Annotated in this window: 16 protein-coding genes and 1 other RNA gene; 8 read left to right on the top strand and 9 right to left on the bottom strand. The window is 64.3% G+C overall.

The features are described from left to right. Nucleotides 1-123: 123 nt before the first annotated feature. Nucleotides 124-1,554, bottom strand: a complete 1,431-nt coding sequence (locus tag B6V74_RS10230; RefSeq protein WP_088722729.1) for a mannose-1-phosphate guanylyltransferase/mannose-6-phosphate isomerase — start codon at nucleotides 1,552-1,554, stop codon at nucleotides 124-126. A gap of 195 nt (nucleotides 1,555-1,749) precedes the next feature. Here B6V74_RS10230 and B6V74_RS10225 point away from each other — a divergent pair, with 195 nt between their 5' ends. Further along, entirely contained in the window at nucleotides 1,750-2,256 is a 507-nt protein-coding gene (locus B6V74_RS10225; protein ID WP_088722728.1) for a transcription termination/antitermination NusG family protein, read from the top strand. A 22-nt stretch (nucleotides 2,257-2,278) separates the two neighbouring features. Here the strand turns inward: B6V74_RS10225 and B6V74_RS10220 are convergent, their stop codons facing one another. Then, complete coding sequence (locus tag B6V74_RS10220; protein WP_088722727.1) at nucleotides 2,279-3,691, bottom strand: deoxyribodipyrimidine photo-lyase; 1,413 nt, start codon at nucleotides 3,689-3,691, stop codon at nucleotides 2,279-2,281. A gap of 206 nt (nucleotides 3,692-3,897) precedes the next feature. Between B6V74_RS10220 and B6V74_RS10215 the strand changes: the two genes are divergently transcribed. After that, nucleotides 3,898-4,950 carry an ABC transporter substrate-binding protein gene (locus B6V74_RS10215; RefSeq protein WP_088722726.1) on the top strand — a complete coding sequence of 351 codons (1,053 nt, stop codon included), beginning with the start codon at nucleotides 3,898-3,900 and terminating at the stop codon, nucleotides 4,948-4,950. Between the two features lie 104 nt (nucleotides 4,951-5,054). Further along, nucleotides 5,055-6,236: a hypothetical protein gene (locus B6V74_RS10210; protein WP_240496893.1), complete on the top strand. Its 1,182-nt coding sequence runs from the start codon at nucleotides 5,055-5,057 to the stop codon at nucleotides 6,234-6,236. Between the two features lie 18 nt (nucleotides 6,237-6,254). Here B6V74_RS10210 and B6V74_RS10205 read toward each other — a convergent pair whose 3' ends face one another. From B6V74_RS10205 to B6V74_RS10195, 3 genes are read right to left on the bottom strand one after another with little or no spacing between them, the layout of a single operon-like run. Further along, nucleotides 6,255-7,265: a sulfotransferase family 2 domain-containing protein gene (locus tag B6V74_RS10205; protein WP_088722725.1), complete on the bottom strand. Its 1,011-nt coding sequence runs from the start codon at nucleotides 7,263-7,265 to the stop codon at nucleotides 6,255-6,257. Then, entirely contained in the window at nucleotides 7,262-8,407 is a 1,146-nt protein-coding gene (locus B6V74_RS10200) for a glycosyltransferase (RefSeq protein WP_168184212.1), read from the bottom strand. Before B6V74_RS10200 ends, B6V74_RS10205 begins: the two co-directional genes overlap by 4 nt. Next, nucleotides 8,404-9,987 carry a glycosyltransferase gene (locus B6V74_RS10195; protein WP_088722723.1) on the bottom strand — a complete coding sequence of 528 codons (1,584 nt, stop codon included), beginning with the start codon at nucleotides 9,985-9,987 and terminating at the stop codon, nucleotides 8,404-8,406. Before B6V74_RS10195 ends, B6V74_RS10200 begins: the two co-directional genes overlap by 4 nt. Nucleotides 9,988-10,076: 89 nt before the next feature. Between B6V74_RS10195 and ssrA the strand changes: the two genes are divergently transcribed. The 5 genes from ssrA (at nucleotide 10,077) to fumC (ending at nucleotide 13,396) form a co-directional block, all read left to right on the top strand. After that, nucleotides 10,077-10,432: a transfer-messenger RNA gene (ssrA, locus tag B6V74_RS10190) on the top strand. A 56-nt stretch (nucleotides 10,433-10,488) separates the two neighbouring features. Continuing rightward, on the top strand, nucleotides 10,489-10,815 hold the full coding sequence (locus B6V74_RS10185) for a nuclear transport factor 2 family protein (protein ID WP_088722722.1): 327 nt from the start codon (nucleotides 10,489-10,491) through the stop codon (nucleotides 10,813-10,815). Between the two features lie 219 nt (nucleotides 10,816-11,034). Continuing rightward, nucleotides 11,035-11,499, top strand: coding sequence for a ClpXP protease specificity-enhancing factor SspB (locus B6V74_RS10180; RefSeq protein WP_075776513.1), 465 nt, complete (start codon nucleotides 11,035-11,037; stop codon nucleotides 11,497-11,499). 4 nt (nucleotides 11,500-11,503) lie between these two features. Then, the gene (locus tag B6V74_RS10175) at nucleotides 11,504-11,905 is read left to right on the top strand and encodes an ester cyclase (protein WP_088722721.1); all 402 of its coding nucleotides are present in this window, start codon (nucleotides 11,504-11,506) and stop codon (nucleotides 11,903-11,905) included. Nucleotides 11,906-12,001: 96 nt separating this feature from the next. Continuing rightward, nucleotides 12,002-13,396 carry a class II fumarate hydratase gene (gene fumC / locus B6V74_RS10170; protein WP_088722860.1) on the top strand — a complete coding sequence of 465 codons (1,395 nt, stop codon included), beginning with the start codon at nucleotides 12,002-12,004 and terminating at the stop codon, nucleotides 13,394-13,396. 194 nt (nucleotides 13,397-13,590) lie between these two features. Here fumC and B6V74_RS10165 read toward each other — a convergent pair whose 3' ends face one another. The 4 genes from B6V74_RS10165 to B6V74_RS10150 form a co-directional block, all read right to left on the bottom strand. After that, a complete protein-coding gene (locus B6V74_RS10165) occupies nucleotides 13,591-14,337 on the bottom strand; it encodes an alanyl-tRNA editing protein (protein ID WP_088722720.1) in 747 nt (248 codons plus the stop codon). Then, entirely contained in the window at nucleotides 14,321-16,873 is a 2,553-nt protein-coding gene (locus tag B6V74_RS10160; RefSeq protein ID WP_088722719.1) for a DUF3772 domain-containing protein, read from the bottom strand. The genes B6V74_RS10165 and B6V74_RS10160 overlap by 17 nt, the downstream gene beginning before the upstream one ends. Next, complete coding sequence (locus tag B6V74_RS10155; RefSeq protein WP_088718678.1) at nucleotides 16,870-17,901, bottom strand: cysteine synthase A; 1,032 nt, start codon at nucleotides 17,899-17,901, stop codon at nucleotides 16,870-16,872. Before B6V74_RS10155 ends, B6V74_RS10160 begins: the two co-directional genes overlap by 4 nt. A gap of 86 nt (nucleotides 17,902-17,987) precedes the next feature. Continuing rightward, nucleotides 17,988-19,121 carry an NUDIX domain-containing protein gene (locus tag B6V74_RS10150; protein WP_168184211.1) on the bottom strand — a complete coding sequence of 378 codons (1,134 nt, stop codon included), beginning with the start codon at nucleotides 19,119-19,121 and terminating at the stop codon, nucleotides 17,988-17,990. Nucleotides 19,122-19,199: the final 78 nt, after the last annotated feature.

Genomic DNA, 19,199 nt, shown 5'->3' with positions numbered 1-19,199 from the left:
CTCGGTCACAATCAATTGGAGACCTAGCAGAGAGTCGCACTCCTCTGAAACGCGAATTGCTGCTTTTCCAAGGAATTGTCACCGATTTGCACTGCCGGGCGGCGACCCGCCGCCGAGCACGTGCTATTCGCCCACTGCGCGCATGTAGACATCTTCGTAGCGGATGATGTCATCTTCCCCGAGATAGGCCCCCGTCTGCACTTCGATCAGAACCATCGGCATCATTCCGGGGTTTTCGAGCCGGTGCGTCTCGCCGATCGGAATGTAGACGGATTCGTTTTCCGTCACGAGGCGCGCTTCCTTGCCCAGCGTCACGAGGGCGGTGCCCTGAACGACGATCCAATGCTCGGCCCGGTGGTGGTGACTTTGCAGACTGAGCGCCGCGCCGGGCTTCACCGTGATCCGCTTCACCTGGAACCGATCTCCGGTGACGAGGCTCTCGAACCCGCCCCAGGGTCGGTGATCGCGCGGGAAGTCTGTCGCCTGCGCAGCGTCGCGGGCCTTGAGCGCGTTAACCGCCGCTTTCACATCCTGCGCGCGCGAGCGATGCGCGACGAGGACCGCGTCGGGCATCGCCACCGCGATCACGTCCTCGAGCCCGATCCCGACCATCTGTAGCCGCGGGTCTTCCGAGCGCAGCAGGCTGTCGCGGCAATCGATCGCGGTGGCAGCGCCCGACAGCGCGACCCCGTCGGAACGCGCAGCCGGGGCCGCGCGGCGCACCGCCTCCCAGTCGCCCAGATCCGACCAGCCCGCCTGCACCGGCATCACGGAGACGCAGCCCGCGCGTTCCATGATCGCGTAATCGATCGAGATGTCGGGCGCATCCCCCCAGGTATCCGGGTCGAGTCGGAGAAAACCCAGATCGGCGCGCGCGGCAGCGAATGCCGCCTCGACGCGCGCGAGGAGGCTCGGCGCGTGGGTTCGCGCGGCCTCGAGGATCGCGCCCGAGGAAAACAGAAAGAGGCCAGAATTCCATAGGTAATCGCCGCTTTCATAGAGGGCGCGCGCCCGTACGAGATCGGGCTTTTCGATGAACCGGACCAGGGGCACGGGGCCGCCGACGCCTGACTCCTGAGAAGGTTCGAGATATCCATATCCCGTCTCGGCCCGGTCGGGGGTAATGCCAAAGGTCACCAACCGCCCTCCCCGCGCCGCCAGCTCCGCGCCTGCGATCGCCTCCTGAAACGCCTGCGCATCGGCGATGACATGATCCGAGGGCGCGACCAGCATCAGCGCCTCCTCCCCTGCCTCGCGTCGGAGCAAGAGCGCCGCGGCGAGAATGGCGGGGGCGGTGTTGCGCCCCTCGGGCTCCAGCATCACCGCGCCGGGATCAATGCCGACCGCGGCAAGCTGCTCGGTCGCGATGAAGCGGAAGTCGGATTGTGTGAGCACCAGCGGCGGCGCGAAACCCGCGCCCGACAACCGCTCTGCCGTCGCTTGAAACAGTGTTACCGGCCCTGTCAGTTCGGCGAATTGCTTCGGATAGCTGCGCCGGGACAGCGGCCACAGACGCGTTCCCGACCCGCCCGCTAGAAGAACCGGAGTGATCATGTGCATCCTCCCCATCTCGGCAGGTTTGTCCTGCCATGTCGGAGCTTTGCACGGTCATTCCTAACGTTACGTTAACGACGCTCGGAACCACTTTGGCGCGCATCTTTACGCACGAATTCGCCTTGTCAGATTGACTTGTCAGGCCCTATCCATCAGTCAGCAAAGCACACCCCGGTTGGACAAAAGACCCAAGCCATGACCGATCAGAGCCCGGCCCGCGCGTGGCATGTGGCGCAGTTCAAGCCCAACAGCGCCGCCATCGCCCGGCGCAATCTGGCGCGCCAGAAGTTCGAGGTTTTCCTGCCGATGATCGAGACGACGCGCCGCCAGTCGGGCAAATTTGTGACCCGCAGCGCGCCGCTCTTTCCAGGCTATCTTTTCCTGCGCGAGACACCTGGCTCGGCGCATCTCGGCGCGGTGAACGGGACGCAGGGGATAACGCGGCTCGTGGCGCTTGCAGGTCGCCCGACGCCGGTGCCCGACGCGATGATCAAGGCGCTGCGCGCGCGCTGCGATACTCAAGATCAAGTTCAGCCGCTGCCGGATTACGCGCCCGGCGATGCGGTCACGCTGGCGACCGGGCCGTTCGCGGATTTTGTGGCGACGGTCGAAAGGGTCGATGCCGAGAGACGGGTCTGGCTGCTGTTGGATTTCATGGGCCGCGAGACCCGGATCAAGGCTACGCCTGACGCCTTGATCTAAGCCCGCGAACCAGCGCTACAGCCTAGCCTTTGTGCTGCTCATACGCGGCCAAGGCGCGCTCCCGCCCTTCCTTGAGATCGATCAGTCGATCGGGATAGTCCTGATCCGGCGTTAGCGCCCAACTCTCTGGGATCGCTTCGAAATAATCCGTCGCCATCTCAGGCGGATTGGCCTGCCCCTCGGCGATGAAATCCTTCCGGTAGCGCCCGTCCCTATCGAATTTATCCAGCTGCGTCTCCGGATTGAACACGCGGAAATAGGGCGTCGCGTCGGGCCCCGGACCTGCGACCCATTGCCATCCCATCGCGTTGCTTGCCGGGTCCCAGTCGATCAGGCAGTCCTCGAACCAGCGCAAGCCCACCCGCCAATCGGTCATCAGGTGCTTGCTGAGATAAGAGGCCACGATCATCCGGGCGCGATTATGCATCGTGCCGGTGACATACATCTCGCGCATCGCCGCATCGACGAAAGGCTCTCCGGTCATACCGCGCCGCCACGCCTCGGCGTCGTTATTGTCGCGCCGCCAGTCGAAGCCGTTCCACTCGTCGCGCCAGTTTCTCTCGGCCATGTCGGGCCAGTGAAAGAACAGGTGCCAGGCGAATTCGCGCCAGACGAGCTCTTTCAGGAAGGTCTCTGCACCGGGGTTGCCCTCGGCCATCTCGCGATAACCGGCATGCCAGATCGTACGCGGGGAGATCTCGCCATAAGTCAGGTTTTCGGACAGGCCCGAGGTACCGCCCGAAGCGGGCACATCACGCTGCGTCTTGTAGGCCGAGAGGCGATCGCGCAGGAAATTCGACAGCCGCGACTGCGCGGCGCGCTCGCCGACATTGACATGTTTCGCAACGATGGCCGCACCGCGCCGCATCGCCGCTCCCATCTTCCAGTCCTCCAGCTTTTCGCTTCTTGGCCAATCACTTGGCGGGCGAAGTTCAGACACTGTCTTAACTTCCGGCGCGACATCCGTGCCCTTCACCGCGTTCCAAAAGGGCGTGTAAACCTTATAGGGGCCGCCGGTCTTGGTCTCCACCGTCCACGGTTCGAACAGCAGATGCCCGGTGAAGCTTTTTGCCTCGATCCCGTCGTCGGAGAGCGCGGATTTCACCTCCGTATCGGTGTCGCGACCCGGCTTGTCGTAGCGGCGCGACCAATAGACCGCGCCCGCCCCCGTCTCCTCGATCAGCGCACGGAGCACCGTAAGCGGCGCGCCCTTGCGCAGGATCAGCTTCGAGTCTTTCTCCGAGAGGCTTTCCGCAAATGCCTCCACCGCAAGACCGAGCCGCCATTTCGCCGCCGCCCCCAAGGCTTCGACCTGGTCGTCATGGATGAAGACCGGGATCACCGGGGCACCGGTCGTCGCGGCCGCCGCCATCGCCTCATGATCGTGGAATCGGAAGTCGCGCCGCAGCCATAACAGGACGGGGGTGTCACTCATGCTCGTCTCCTTTGCCTCCCTCTCCCTACGCGCCGCGCCCGATCCGGTTCAGTCGCGCCCAAATTTTCCGCATCCGCCCCGCTTGACCATAGCGCCGCACCGTCAAACCCGGCGCTCCTGCCTAACGGCCGTGCAAATGCCTCTTGCGAGGGCGAAAAAGCCGCTCTAGCGTTTTCACAAAACGAACACAAAACAGGGAAGATACAATGAAGACTTCTGCTCTCCTTATGGCGGGGATCGCCGTGGCCGCACTGAGCGCGCCCGCGCGGGCCGCCGATCCGGACCTGACTATCTTCGATTGGGCCGGCTTCGAAATTCCGGGCCTGTTCCAGCCCTATATCGACAAATACGGCGACAGCCCGACTTACGCCTTCTACGGCGATGACGACGAAGCCTATCAGAAACTCGCCTCCGGCTTCAAAGCAGATGCCGCCCATCCCTGTTCGCAGATGATCTCGAAATACAAGGACGCCGGGCTGATCGAGCCCTGGGATGTCTCCAAGATCCCGGAGTTCAAGAATATCGACCCCAAATACCTGAACTCGAAGATTTTCGTCGATGACGACAAGAACGTCTGGTACCTGCCGACCGATTGGGGCGCGACCGCAATCGCCTACAATCCCGACAAAGTCCCGGCCGAGGACGTGGCCAGCCTCGATGTCTTCGTGAACCCGAAATATGCGGGCCGCACCTCGCTGCCCGACAGCTCGGACGACGTCTGGGCGCTGGCCTATCTCGCGACCGGCGTGACCGACTGGACCAATGTCACCGACGAGCAGTTCCAGGCCGCCGCCGACTGGCTGCGCGAAGCCAACAAGAACGTGCAATCTTACTGGACCGACCCCTCGCAGCAGGCGCAGTTGATGGCCTCGGGCGAGGTTCTGGTCGCGTGGTCGTGGAATGACGGCGTCGCCTATCTGCAGGACGACAATTATCCGGTCGCCTTCCAGCGCGAGGCGAAAGAGGGCTCGTCGACCTGGTTCTGCGGCTTCGTGAACCTCAAGGACGGTCCCGGCTCGGAAGAAAAGCTTTACGATTTCATGAACGCATGGCTGCGCCCGGAGGCGGGCCCGGTTCTCGTCGACGAGATCGGCTACGGTCACACGAACACCGAGGCGATGAAACTGATCCCGCCGGAGCAGCTGGAAACGGCAGGCCTGACCGAGATCAACGCGCCTGTCCTCGCACAGACGCCGAACTCGCCGGAGCTGCGTGAAAAGCAACTGGCCGAGTTCGAGAAGATCAAGGCTGGCTTCTGATCACTGCGCCGAATACGTCACAACCCGAGGGCCGCGTCTGACGCGGCCCTTTCTAATTGCCCCCCTCGTGCTAGCTGCGTGCAACCGACCATTTGAGACCGACCATGATCCTCGACGCAGCCATTCTCATTCTCGCCCTGATCGTCCTTGCCGCGATGTTCCTGCCGCAGCTACGCGACCTGCCGCGCTGGCGCGCCATGGTGACGCCGCTGGCCTCGATCATCGGCTCGGGCTTCCTGGTGCTGGGGCCGATCCTAGAGGTGCGCTACGGCAGTTTCGCGCCGCTTGCGATGGCGGCCTTGTGTGGCTTGGGATGGCTGTTCGGCGCGGCCGTGCGCGCCAATATCCGCGCCGAGGACGTGCCCGACACCCGCGCCGTCAAGCGCATCGAAGAGGTGGCACAGCTCGCACTCGCCTTCGCCTATGTCATCTCGGTCGCCTATTACCTCAACCTGTTCGGGGCCTTCGCGGTTTCGCTTACGCCGTGGAACACGGCTTTCGCGGCGCGCGCGGTGACGACGACGATGCTCGCCATCGTCGCGATCGCCGGATTCTCGGGCGGGTTCAAACGGCTAGAGCAGATGGAATATGCCTCGGTCGCACTCAAGCTCGCGATCATCGCCGGACTGATCCTCGGCCTTGCGGTCTATTTCGGCAAGGTCGCCGTCGCGGGCGATCTTGTGGTCGATGCGCCGACGCTGGGGCCGTGGGACTCTTTACGGCTGCTCTTCGGCCTGATCGTGACCGTGCAGGGGTTCGAGACCGCGCGCTATCTGGGCAAGAGCTACGATGCCGACACCCGGGTCGCTGCGATGAAATGGGCGCAGATGCTCGCGACCGCGATCTACATGGTCTATATCGCGCTGCTGGCTTACATCTTCACGCCCAACGCCCATAACCTGACCGAGACCGCGATCATCGACATGATGCGCGTCGTCGCCCCGATCCTGCCGGCCATGCTGGTAGCCGCGGCGCTGGCCGCGCAGTTCTCCGCTGCCGTGGCCGATACCGGTGGCGCGGGCGGTCTGATCGCGGAATTCTCGCGTGGGAAGATCCCGCAAAAGGCGGCCTACCCGGTGTTGATCGGCGCGGGCATCGTGCTGACCTGGACGACCGACCTGTTCCAGATCATCTCCTACGCCTCGCGCGCCTTCGCGGGCTATTACGCGCTGCAAGCAGTGCTGGCCGCACTGCAAACCGAAGGGACGAAGCGCCACGCGTTCTGGGCACTTGCTGCGCTTGGGGTCGCGATCACGCTTCTGGGCATCCCGGCCGAAGGCGACTGAGGCGCCTATCCGGCCAAGCTAGCTCTCGGCCAGCGCCTGCGCATGCAGCCGCGCATCGAGCGCATAGTAATCCCCTATGAAGCCGCGAATATCGTCCGTCAGGAACGCCTCGTAAGGTGGGGTGCGCGCCCCCATCCAGTCCCCCGGCAGGGCATCGGAGAGATCGCGCGCCAGCGTCCCGCGTGTCTTTTGCGCCGCATTGGTCAGCCCGAGCCGGATCTCGCGCAGGTCCTCCGGCAGGCGCTCACGCAGGAAGGCCTCGAAACTCTCGATCTTTTCCAGCGCGAAGAGCCTGTCCCAGCGGCGATTTTGCAGGTAGCTCCACTGTGCCGCCCAGTGGCTGTCCTGCACCTCGCGCGCAGTGGCGTTGATGTAGAAACAGAATTGGCGAAAGCTCAGCCCGCGCTCGACCATCTCCCGGTCCGGCGCGTCTCCCCCCGCGAAGAACGCATAGACCGACCGGGTATGATGGAGCACCGAGTCTTGCATACGATTGCGCCCGAACTTGTCGCAATAGCAGCTGACGAGCCGATCGACGGGATCGCGCAGAAGCGCGACCGAGACCCAATCCGGCGCGTGATCAACGCGGGCGCGTGCGGCGAAGGCCCAGTGGCGTGCCTGCATCCGGCTCTGCCCGGAATCGAGCCAGTAATGCGACATGCCCGGCTCGGCTCGTCCATCGCCCACCAACCGCAGAGCCCAATCCTTGACCGAGGTATTGGCGACCTTCGCGATCGGGCAGAACACCACCCGCGCCGGCGCAATGTAGAGCATCGCGCCATCGTACTGGCTACGATCCTGATCGCGCAGAAGCCGGGCCTTGCGTCGATATTCCTCCGACCCGCGCAGCTCCCGCTCGACATCGGCCACGCTCGCGCGCCGCTCTTTCAACGCGGCCTGCGCCCGCGCTTTCGCAGGCCGCCCGAGATAGGCCTGAAACAACGTGTCGATCGCGTCAGGCGTGGCGCGCATTTGCGCGGCCAGTTCCGGATCGGCAAAGGCGACGGGCTGCAGGGATAAACCCGTCATGCGGCGAGACTTTCATAGCCGGACATCAGAGGCGCGAGCTGCGCGGGCCAGCCATATTGCGCCACGTCTTCGGGGCGGCGCTGCGAGCCGATCGCCCCCGTCATGGCATCGCGCAACAAGCGACGAAACTGCACAGGATCGTCCGCGACATGAACGCCGCTCAGCCCCTCCGCATCCTCGAACCCGCGCATCGCCGGGCGCATCGCGACGACGGGCTTGCAGGACAAAAGCGCCTCCGCGGTCTTGAGATTGGTGCCGCCTCCCTCGGTGATCGGCAGGCAGATGGCGCAGGCGTGATGCAGAAGACCACTCAAGGTTTCTTCCGCCACCACGCCCAGGGGCGCGACGAATTCCGCGTTCATCTGCGCGTAACGTTCATAGCGGGCGTCGGTGGTAATAAGGTGGGTCATCGCCCCCGCGACGGCGAGGCGGCTACGAGGCGGAAGGAACCCCGGAATTTCGCCAAAAGACGCCCAATAGCCCGTGGCGTTCGGCGGATGCGCTGAGCCCGCAACGAGTGCGTAAGCCCCATCCAACGGTGCGGGTGGACGCGCCTCGGGATCGGGCGCCCAGCAGCCGTTCGGAGCCACGACGATTGCCGGCGCGCCCGGCTGGCACGCGAAGTGCCGTGCATCGGCCTCGCAGACCGCGATGACCAGATCGGCCGCCGCGACGAGCGCCGCTTCGAGCGCTTCCGCCTGCGCGCGCCAATGCGGGTCGATCAGCGCCGCCTCGACATTATGGGCGGAATAGATGAGCCGGGCGCGGCGCAGGATGGGGTCGCGTTCCAGCGCTTCGGCGAAAAGCGGATAGAGCCATGGATGCTCGAACTGCACCGCGTCGGGTGCGAAGTCGCGCAACTCGCCGATCAGCCCGGGGATCAATGGATGAGCGGCGAGAGTGTCCGATATATGCAGATCCTCTCGGCGCTTCGGATCGTGGAGACGCGGCAGCAGCGCCATCGGCACCGCCGTACGTTGCTCGTCCGGGGAGCCGTCGGGATAGCCGCGCGTCGAATAGATCGGGACATAGCGAAAGATATGCCCCGCCGCCCGCGCCTGCCGCGCGATCGCTGCGACCCGGCGCTGACCGCCATGTAGCGGGCGGTGGATCGGATAATGACCGAAAGCGGCGATCTTCATGCGGCGTCCTCCCGGTAGGTCGTGGCGTTTTCGGAAAGCGCGTAGGATGAGGCGGGACGTGAAGATTTCTCCGACGAGTCCACGTCGAAACCTTCGGTCAACGCCACTCGAAAATCGGCCCATCTATGCGGCTTGAACCGCTCCACATGCGCGCGGGCCGCGCGATAGGCCGCCTCGTCCACCATCAGCGCCTCGGTGCGCGCAAGCCAGCGCTCGCCCTCGAACAGACCGATCGCCTCGGAGGCCCCGCCCCCGGCTTCGATCAGCGCTGGCGCATCCGACGTGAGACAGGGTTTGCCATGCAGCAGCGATTCCACGACAGGCAGGCCCCACCCTTCGTAATGGGAGGGGTAGATGGTGAAGCGACAGTTGCCGTAGAGCACCTGCAACTCGGCATCGTCCACATCGTCGAGGATGCGGATCGCGCCATGCGGCAGGCCGGGATCGGCCCGCACCATCGCGAGCAGCGGGTCGATCGACCAGCCGGGCTGCCCCACCCAGACCAAGGGCAAGACATCGCCGCCGTGCCGCGCACACAGCTCCCGCCAGAGGCGATAGGCGAATGCGTGGTTCTTGCGCGGCTCTTGCGTGCCGACCATGAGGACGTAACGCCCGGGCTCCAGGCTTCGGTGCGCGAAGATTCCCGAGAGATCGTCGGCGGGCGTGGTTCGCGCCACCGCATCGGCACCGAGGGCAACGACACGCACTTGGGTCGGGTTCAACTCGGGGTAGCCGCAACTGGCGGCGTGGGCGAGCAGATCGCACCGCGTCACCTCTGAATTCGTCCAGATCCGATCCACCCCCCAGAGCATCCAGTGCAGCGCGGGCGGAAAAGTCTTGCGCGTCGTGGGTTCGGCGACATGCCCCCAGAGGATCGGGATCAGGTCATGAATGTAGTAGCTCAGCCGCCAGCCGTGGGACTGGCGCATCTCATAGGCCGCGCGGTAGCGCGCGTCGCCCCAGAATCCGCCGGCCGAGACATAGTCACTCACTTCCTCGGGCGAAATCCGGTTTCGATCGGCGCAAATCTCGTCATGGACCGTATCGATGAGCCCGTAATTCGCCCGGTGATTGAGCGCATCGAGCGCGCGGATGCGCGGCGCGATAGGCGGAGCGATCCGCTCGAGCCGTACGAGCCAGCGGCGCATCTGGGCATATTCGTCACCGCTCAGCCGCAGCAATTCCTCCGCCGCGGCGCTCTCACGCCGCGCACGAAGTGCAGCTTCGCTTGGTCTTGCGCCCTGTCCCGAGTCGCGTCCGACCGCCCGCAATCTGCGCGAGACTCGCCAGACAAACCGCCCGATCCGCGCCCATGACCGCCAGCGGCGCGGCGCGGTGAGGGCGCGCGCAGGTGCCTCCGGCTGAAAACCGTTGCGAAAGATGACCTCTTCGAAGATCGCCTGAGGGATGCGATAGAACCCGCCACGCGCCTCGTCATAGATCACTGGCACCGTCCGCACGCCGAAGTGCGCGGCAAACGCCCGCCAGACCTCATGTTCCACCCGAAGGATGCCCATGGGGCGCCAATGGCGGAACTGATAGCTCGTGCTGAGATCGATCAGGATCGTCTTGTCGCGCATCGCGCCCCTCCATGGCCAGTTCTTGACCCGACTCGAGCTATAGCGTGCTGCCAGTTCACGTCCGGTTAATGCGCATTCATCCCATCCGACGCCTTGAAGCGCCCTGATCTTCCCCCTATATTCCAAAGCGTTCCCGGCAACGGGGACTATGGGCATAAACGCGCATGTAATAAGCGGATCGGACCCGGGGGCGGTACCCGGCGGCTCCACCAATCAACCCTCGTTGGGGGAGAATGGGGCCGAAATAGGATCGACGAACGTGTAAAGATGTTTGCTTTGTCCCGGTGAGCCACCACCGTTATCGGTGCAAATTGTACAGTTGCCAACGACAACCGTGCTCCGGTCGCTCTGGCTGCGTAAGCAGCTCGGGTAACCGAAACTTAACTCCTTGCGCTTAGCCGCGTAAGGCGGGGCCCGCAGGAGCCTTGCAACAGAATCCTGCATTTCTTCCCCCCTTTGTTCATTCGATCACCGTTAACCGGTTTGAAATTCGTGACTGCAATGCTGGCCCGAAAGGATCGGCTGGACGAAATCGACGGGTTGTTTGACGCGGATGCCTTGACCAAAGGACCGATCTCTGGGCTCGAGATTCGACCGGAGGTTTTCGGCGAACGGGTTCCGGCGTTGCGGGCGCATTTACACGGAATTCAGATAGCCGTGCTACGCCATGTCGAATCCGGCGACTGGCTCTGGACGCTTCTGAAAGTCGCGGGAAAATCCGCGCAGACCGCGCGTTCGCTGGAGTTTACCGGACAATTGGCCATGCGATTTCGCGGAGAAAAAATCGTGGAATCTTACAACACTCACGACGTGATTGCGCTGCTCTAGGGCTTGGAACTGATGCCCGCCGACACGGTCGCGCTCTGCCTATCCGGAGAGATGCTGGAGTAAGCAGAAACGCTACCCCGTCTCGCCTCTAGGATGCAAAAGCATCGATCGCGACGAGGCTGGCGCGTCCCCGCAAAGTCGCGCTTCGCGCTCCCTCGCCCGCCTTGCGGCCCGCCAAGAATCCCCTATGCTTGAGGCCGAGAAGAAAGGGACTTGGCCATGACGCAATCCATTGATTACGGAAACCTGATGCATCACGCGATGCGCGGGCTGATCCAGACAGTGCTGAGCGACATCGCGGCGAATGGCCTGCCCGGTGAACACCACTTTTTCATCACCTTCGATACCCGTCATCCCGACGCCGAACTCGCCGATTGGCTGCGCGAACGGTACCCCGAGGAAATGACAATCGTCATCCAGAATTGGTATGACAATTTCGAAGTGGGTGAGGACGGTTTCTCGATCACGCTGAACTTCGGCAATTCGCCCGAGCCTCTCTATGTGCCGCTCGACGCGATCACCACCTTCGTCGATCCCTCGGTAGAGTTCGGCCTGCGTTTCGAAACGCAGGAATATGACGACGAAGACGAATTCGAAGAGGAAGAGGTGGCCGAGGAAGAAGAGGCGGCCCCCGCCGCGCGTGGCGAGGCCGAAGTCGTGAGCCTCGATCAATTCCGCAAGTAACCCGGTGGCGTCGGAGCCTCCGAACCGCGAAGCGCTTCTGTCGCTTTATCGCGGCTATCTGACTTGCCTGAACGAACAGGACTGGGCGCGTCTCGGTGATTTCGTGCATCCCGAGGTCACTCATAATGCGCGCCCGCTTGGCCTCGCGGGCTACCGGGAGATGCTCGAGGGTGACCATCGCGCGATCCCCGACCTTCATTTCGATGCGGAAACACTTGCGGCCGATCCGCCAGTGATCGCAGCACGGCTGCGCTTCGACTGCACGCCCGTGGGAATGCTCTTCGGTCTGCCGGTGAACGGCCGCCGCGTGAGGTTCGACGAGCATGTCTTCTATCGCGTTGCAGATGGCCGCATCCGCGAAGTGCATTCGCTGATCGACCGGGATGCGATCGCCGCACAGATCTGAGAGCCGCCCCAAGTATACCTCCGTATACCGTTGCAAAATTCCTTCGCGGGCCCTATCAGTGCGTGCGAAAGATTGCGCGCAATCATGGAGGCCCAGATGACCGCGACCCGCACCGAAACCGACAGCTTCGGCCCGCTTGAAGTTCCTGCAGACAAATATTGGGGCGCGCAGACGCAGCGCTCGATCATGAACTTCCCGATCGGATGGGAGCGCCAGCCGGTCCCGATCATCCGCGCGCTCGGCGTGATCAAGAAGGCCTGCGCGATGGCCAACAAGGCGCAGGGCAAGCTGGACGCGAAGATCGCCGATGCGATCATCGAGGCGGCCGGCGAAGTGATCGAAGGCAAGTTCGACGACAACTTCCCCCTCGTGGTCTGGCAGACCGGATCGGGTACGCAGTCGAACATGAACGCCAACGAGGTGATCTCGAACCGCGCGATCGAAATTCTGGGCGGCGAGATGGGCTCGAAAGACCCGGTTCACCCGAACGATCACTGCAACATGGGGCAGTCCTCGAACGACACCTTCCCGACCGCGATGCATGTCGGGATCGCGATGCAGGCGCGCGACGTGCTGCTGCCCGGTCTGCGCAAACTGCACGCGGCGCTGGAAGCCAAGTCCGAGGACTTCAAGGACATCATCAAAATTGGCCGCACCCACACGCAGGACGCGACGCCGCTGACCCTCGGCCAGGAATTCTCCGGCTACGCCCATCAGGTGAAGAAGGGAATCGAGCGCGTCGAAGCCTCACTCGGCGACATCTACGAACTGGCCCAAGGCGGCACCGCCGTCGGCACCGGTCTGAACACCCAAGTCGGTTGGGCCGAGACCGTGGCGGCGAATATGGCCGAGATTACAGACCTGCCCTTCGTCACCGCGCCGAACAAGTTCGAAGCGCTCGCCGCGCATGACGCGATGGTCATGTTCTCGGGCGCGCTGAAAACCGTGGCCGCCTCGCTCTTCAAGATCGCCAACGACATCCGCCTGCTGGGCTCTGGCCCGCGCTGCGGTCTGGGCGAGCTGATCCTGCCGGAGAACGAGCCGGGCTCCTCGATCATGCCGGGCAAGGTGAACCCGACGCAGGCCGAAGCGCTGACCATGGTCTGCGCCCATGTCATGGGCAATGACGCGGCCATCGGTTTCGCCGGCTCGCAAGGCCATTTCGAGCTCAACGTCTACAACCCGATGATGAGCTACAACGTGCTGCAATCCATGCAGCTTCTGGGCGACAGCGCCTCGGCCTTCACCGACAACATGGTTGCCGGCATCGAGGCCAACGAGCCGCGCATCGAGAAGCTGCTGCACGAGTCGCTGATGCTGGTCACCGCGCTCGCGCCGACGATCGGCTACGACAACGCGACCAAGGTCGCGAAGACCGCGCATAAGAACGGCACCACGTTGAAGGAGGAGGCGATCAAGCTTGGCTTCGTCGACGAGGAAACCTTCGACAAGGTCGTCCGCCCCGAGCGGATGATCGGCCCGAAAGCCTGATCCAGCTTCCATGAATGACGAAGGGCGGCCCCGGTGGCCGCCCTTTTCATTGGGGGGCTCTGCCCCCGCGCTTTCAGCGCTCCCCCGGGATATTTCGGCAAGCCCGATGCAGCCATGTCCGTTCGGGCTTGTCTAAATATCCCGAGGTGAATGCCGAAGGCAGAGGGGCAGCGCCCCTGCCCGGCCCGCAGTTCTCAGGCAAGATGAAGATGTACGCGGCGGTTCATCTTGCCCTTCTTCTCGATCTTGCCGAGCCGGAGGCCACCGATCTCGCCGGTCGAGGCGACATGGGTGCCGCCGCAGGGCTGCAGGTCGATGCGGTCGGCAGCTTCGCCGATCGCGACCAGCCGCACCCAGCCCTGCCCCTTGGGCGGCGCGACCGAGAGCGTCTTGACCAGCTCTGGCTGCGCCTCGAGTTCGGCATCGGTGATCCAATGCTCGACCACTTTCAGGTCTTGCGCGACCCAATCGTTCAGCTGCCGTTCGATCGCTTCCAGATCTTCAGGCCTCTCCGGCATATCGAAATCGAGCCGCCCCTTGTCGGACCCGATCTGTCCGCCCGTCACCGGCAGCGGGATCGCGACCGACAGCAGGTGAAGCGCGGTATGGACGCGCATGTGGCGGTGGCGGCGTTCCCAGTCGAGATGCTGCTGCACCTGAGCACCGAGAGGCGGCAGGGGCTGCGGCTCGGCGGGCACGAGGATCACCGCGCCGGGCGCACCGGGTTCGGCCTTCACGGTGGTCGCGATCTCGATCTCGCCGCCGTCCCAGACCAGCTTGCCGCTATCCCCCGGTTGGCCGCCGCCGGTCGGGTAGAAGATCGAATCCGCGCAATAGATGCCGCCTTCGTCGGTCAGCCCGGTCACCGGAACTTCGAGATCGCGGGCATAGGGGTGGATACGGTAGCTTTGCTGCTGCGATTGTTTAACGGTCTCCTGCATCGGCCTCTCCATCGGAACTGTCGTGGCGCTGTCGTTCTAACCCTTCCGGACCTTCGCCGGGTTGGGGCTTGCCATACTCGGCGCGGCTGACGGGGCGCTTGGAGGCGGTGTCGTCACCGTCCTCCGAACCCTCGTCCTCGGCCTCGGCGGATTGCGCCTCGGCGTCGTCCTTATTGGGCCGCAACACCTCGGGGTTGCGCAACCAGACGTCACGCTGTGCGAAGGGAATCTCGATCCCGGCCTCGGCGAAGCGTTGATTGATCTCGTGGTTCATCTCGCTCTGGACGCGGAGGATGAAGTTCACGTCCGAGAGGATCACGCGCACCTCGAAATCGAGGCTGTCCGCGCCGAAGCCCTTGAAGATCACGACAGGCTCGGGGTTCATCATCACCAGCGACTGGTTCGCGGCCACCTCGTGCAAGATGGTCTCGACCTTGCGGGTGTCGGTGCCATAGGCCACGCCGACCGGCACGATCAGGCGCCCCGTGACATTGCCGCGCGTCCAGTTCGTCACCTGCCCCGAGATCAGGTCCGCATTGGGCACGATGACTTCGGTGCGGTCGAAGGTCTCGATCCGGGTGGAGCGCACGGAGATCGCCTTCACGATCCCCATCTGGCCGTTGACCTCGATCCAGTCGCCTTCGGAGATCGGGCGCTCGATCAGCAGGATGATGCCCGAGACGAAGTTCTGCACGATGGTCTGCAAACCGAAACCGACACCGACAGAGAGCGCACCGGCGACGATGGCGAGCGAGCTGAGGTCGATCCCGGCCGAGGAAATCGCGATCACCGCGGCGAGGAAGATGCCGAAATAGCCAAGGCCCGAGACGATGGCGTTCTGCCCGCCCTTGTCGATCTTGGTCTTCGGCAGAAGCGAGGTTTTCAGCGCCCCTTGCAGGAGCCGGGTAACCATCAGGCCGATCACGAAGACGATCGCGAAGGTCAGGAAAATGCCAGGCGAGATCGTGACGCCGCTGACCGAGACGCCGTTCTGGAAGCGCGTCCACATCTCGGCCAGATCGGCCGGGCGCGCGCCCCAGATCAGAGCTGCGGGCGGCATCGCGAGCAGGCCAAGCAGGAACCCGATCAGCGCCGGGATGAGAGAGTCGCGCCCGTCGTCCTCGCGCCGGGCGACCAGCACATAGACATCGGTAAAGAACTGGTTGAGCACCAGGAGCAGCGCGATCAGCCCCAGCGTCAGGATGGTCGGGAAGATCAGCGCGTTGGCGGCGTTGATATAGCCGATACCGCCCAGAACCGGCGCGACCACCGCGACCGCGATCAGCGCATTGCCGAGCGCCCCCACGAGCCGGTCGCGGAACGCGCCCTCCTCGGAGCCGGAGGTCTCGTTGCGCAGGTGACGCCGCAGCAGTTGCCCGAAGCGGAATAGCGCGATCGCGGCAAGAACCTGCAGCGGAAAGACCAAGACGCCGAAACCGGCATCGAGCGTATGCCCCGCCGCATCGATCTCTTCGGCCGTTTTCGCGCTTCCCTCGATCACATCCTGCCCGCGCGCGACGAGCCAATCGCCGAACGGGCCCTGGATCGCCGCGAAAACCGCCAGCGAGATCGTCAGCAACCGGCCTTCGCGGCGACGCTCGCTTTGCAGGGTGAAGGGCGCGACTTGCCGGTCGTTGCGCGGGAAGATGCGGCCCGAGAGCCAGAAGGCGACGAAGGCCGCGCTCAGCACCACGCCGATCGCTATGAGCAGCTCCATCCATCGCGAGCCGAAGAGTTCGGTCTGAACCAGCGCAGCTTCGAGCAGCACGATCCCCGCGATCGGCAGCAGGAGCTGCCCCAGCGAGACGATGAAATCGATCACCCTCTGCGCATTGCGCGCCAGCCGCGCCTCGAGCACATCGGCCAGCTTGTCGATCCATGTCCGGCCGCGCGCCACCAGAAGCAGCGCCACCAACAGCAAGCCCACGATCGCGGGCGCGTTGTTGCGCGCACTGGCATAGGGATCGGTGTCATTGAGCTGCTGGCCCATCTCCGAGGCAAGCTCGGAGGTCAGTTCCGACAGCACTTTCAGCCCCTCGGGCCAGTTTATCGGGTTCAGCGGCGAGGGTGTGAGCCGCAACAGCTTGTCAGTCTGCCGCGCGCGCAGAAGCTGGTCGATATTGGCAACGATGGAATCCGCGCGGCTCGCGGCCTCGGTCGCGCGCAACCCAGGCGATTGCAGCTGCGCCAACTCGTCGTTGAGCTTCTTGCGCCGGTCGGCGATCGCCTTGTCCTCGCTCTGGCCCTCCTTCGGCGGAGGTCCGAGCGCTTCGATCTGCGCCTTGACGGTCGAGATCTGGCTGGCGTTGATATCCTCGGCCGCCTTGAATTTCTCGCGCCAGTTGACGACCTCCTGCCGGATCTTGTCGAATTCCTGGCGCTGTGCCTTGTCGGCCTGCACCATCTGCTCGGCTTCGGTCGCGGTTTTTTCCCACGCCTTGTAATCCGGCGGCTCGGGGCTTTGTGCAAAGACGATCCCCGGAAGCGCCAGCGCGACGGCCAGCAATAGCAGACGCGCCAGACGCAGGATCGTCATCCCTCGAACACCTCCGGCATCTCACGCGGGGCCCGGTCGAGCCATTCCGGCACAGGCAGCCCCTTGCCCTTGAGGAAGTCGGGGTTGAAGAGCTTCGACTGATATCGGTTGCCGTAGTCGCACAGCACCGTCACGATCGTGTGGCCGGGGCCAAGCTCGCGCGCCATATGCATTGCGCCCGCGATATTGATGCCTGAGGAGCCGCCCAAGCAGAGGCCTTCTTCCTGCAGCAGGTCGAACACCACCGGCAGCGCCTCGCTATCGGGGATGTTGAAGCTCATATCCGGGGTGAAGCCCTCGAGATTGGCGGTGATCCGCCCCTGCCCGATGCCTTCGGTGATCGAAGACCCCTCGGATTTGAACTCGCCGGTCGTGTAATAGCTGTGCAGCGCCGCGCCATCGGGATCGGCGAGGCCGATCTTCACGCCCTTGGGCTGCAGCGCCATGCCGGTGCCCGCGAGCGTGCCGCCCGAGCCCACCGCGCAGATGAAGCCGTCGACCTTGCCGCCGGTCTGATCCCAGATTTCGGGGCCGGTCGTTTCGATATGGGCCTGCCGGTTCGCGGTATTGTCGAACTGGTTGGCCCAGATCGCGCCATGCGGATCGGTCTTGGCCAGTTCCTTCGCCAGCCGCTCGGAATAGCGCACGTAGTTGTTGGGGTTGCGATACGGCGCGGCCGGGACCTGCACCAGCTCGGCGCCGGCCAGCCTCAGCATGTCCTTCTTTTCCTGGCTCTGCGTCTCGGGGATCACGATCACCGAGCGGAAGCCCATCGACGCGCCCACGAGCGCGAGGCCGATGCCGGTGTTGCCCGCCGTGCCTTCGACGATCGTGCCACCGGGTGCGAGCTCGCCGCGCTGGATCGCGTCGCGGATGATGTAGAGCGCCGCGCGGTCTTTCACCGATTGGCCGGGATTGAGGAATTCCGCCTTGCCGAGGATCGTGCAGCCGGTCTCTTCCGATGCCTTCCTGAGCTTGATGAGCGGGGTATTTCCCACCGCCGACGCCAGATCGCTGCAGATACGCATCGCGCTTTCCTCCCGTATCGAGTTGCCCGCCACGGGGCCGTTGAAGCCAGACTTAGGACGCGGCGCGCGCCACCTCAACCCCGCGATTACGCGACGCCCGCCATCCGCTGCAGTGCGGCGCGCTGCCCGGCGAGCCAGAGTGCGAGCACGACAAGCGGCGCATTGCCCGCCTCGCCGGTCGCCACCAGCGTCATCAGACGCTCGAACGGCACCAGATGAGCGCGGATATCTTCATGCTCATCGGCCTTGCCGCCAAGCTGCGCAGCCTCGTCGGGAAGATCGGCGATCCCTATATAGGAATAGACGAATTCGCTCTTGGCTCCCGGCGACGGATAGTAGCGCGGGGCCTCGATGAGGCGCGCAATCGTGATGCCCGCCTCTTCCCCCGCCTCGCGCAGCGCCGCTTCCTCGGGCGTCTCGCCGGGATCGACCCGGCCCGCGATCGCCTCGATCATCCACGGGTTCGGCTCACCGCGGGCCAGCGGCCCGGTGCGGATCTGTTCGATCAGCATCACCCGGTCGCGCACCGGATCATAAGGCAAAACGACGCTCGCATCGCCCGAAACGAAGGCCGCCCGGTCGAGCTTGGCGCTCATGCCTCCGGCAAAGAGCCGGTGTTCCAGCTTGTAATCTTCGACGGCGAAAAATTTAGCGTAGGCAGTCTGTTGCGCGTCGATCTTGATGTCGCCATCCTGCAGGTCGCGGCGCAGGTCCTGCGCCATCGGGGCAGCGCGCGCCCGCAGGATGGAGGCCGCGCGCACGAGGATCGCATGATAGCGCGCATTGGCGGCGTCGGGCCCGACGGCCTGCGCTTCAGCGATGAACAGGCGCGCGGCTTCAGTCTTCAGCGCTGCCCATTTCGGCGCCCAGTCGCCGAGCGTCCACTCCGCGCCGACCTCCCAGCGATCGGCCTGCGGCAGCCAGAGCTTCGCCTCGCGCGACCCCGCCCCGGTTTCCAGCTCACGAATTTCGGCGTCGTAACCATCCTCGTACCACGCGATGCGCTCCGCCTCGGCCTCGGTCAGATCGGCCACGACCCCGCGCGTCACCGCCCCCGGCGTTTCGATCAGGATCGGAAAGCCCAGACCCTGCTCCTCGCGGCAGGCCTCGTACGGCGCGAAACCTTCCAGCCGTGCCGGAACGAGCTGCGGCACACGTCCGATCACCGCCTCCAGCAGTGGCGGATGACAAAGCGTTCCGTAAAAGAAATGTGGTTGCATGAGCATCCCCGCAGCTTGGCGCATCATGCGCTTCAACCTGCAAGGCAAGCGCGCGATGTCAAGCCAAGGGTGCGGCCC

Origin of the sequence: Thioclava sp. F42-5 (assembly GCF_002213195.1) — a bacterium.
In the GTDB taxonomy this organism is placed as follows: domain Bacteria; phylum Pseudomonadota; class Alphaproteobacteria; order Rhodobacterales; family Rhodobacteraceae; genus Thioclava; species Thioclava nitratireducens.
Note: the sequence above shows the minus strand (reverse complement) of the source record. Positions and strands in the feature narration are given on the sequence as shown.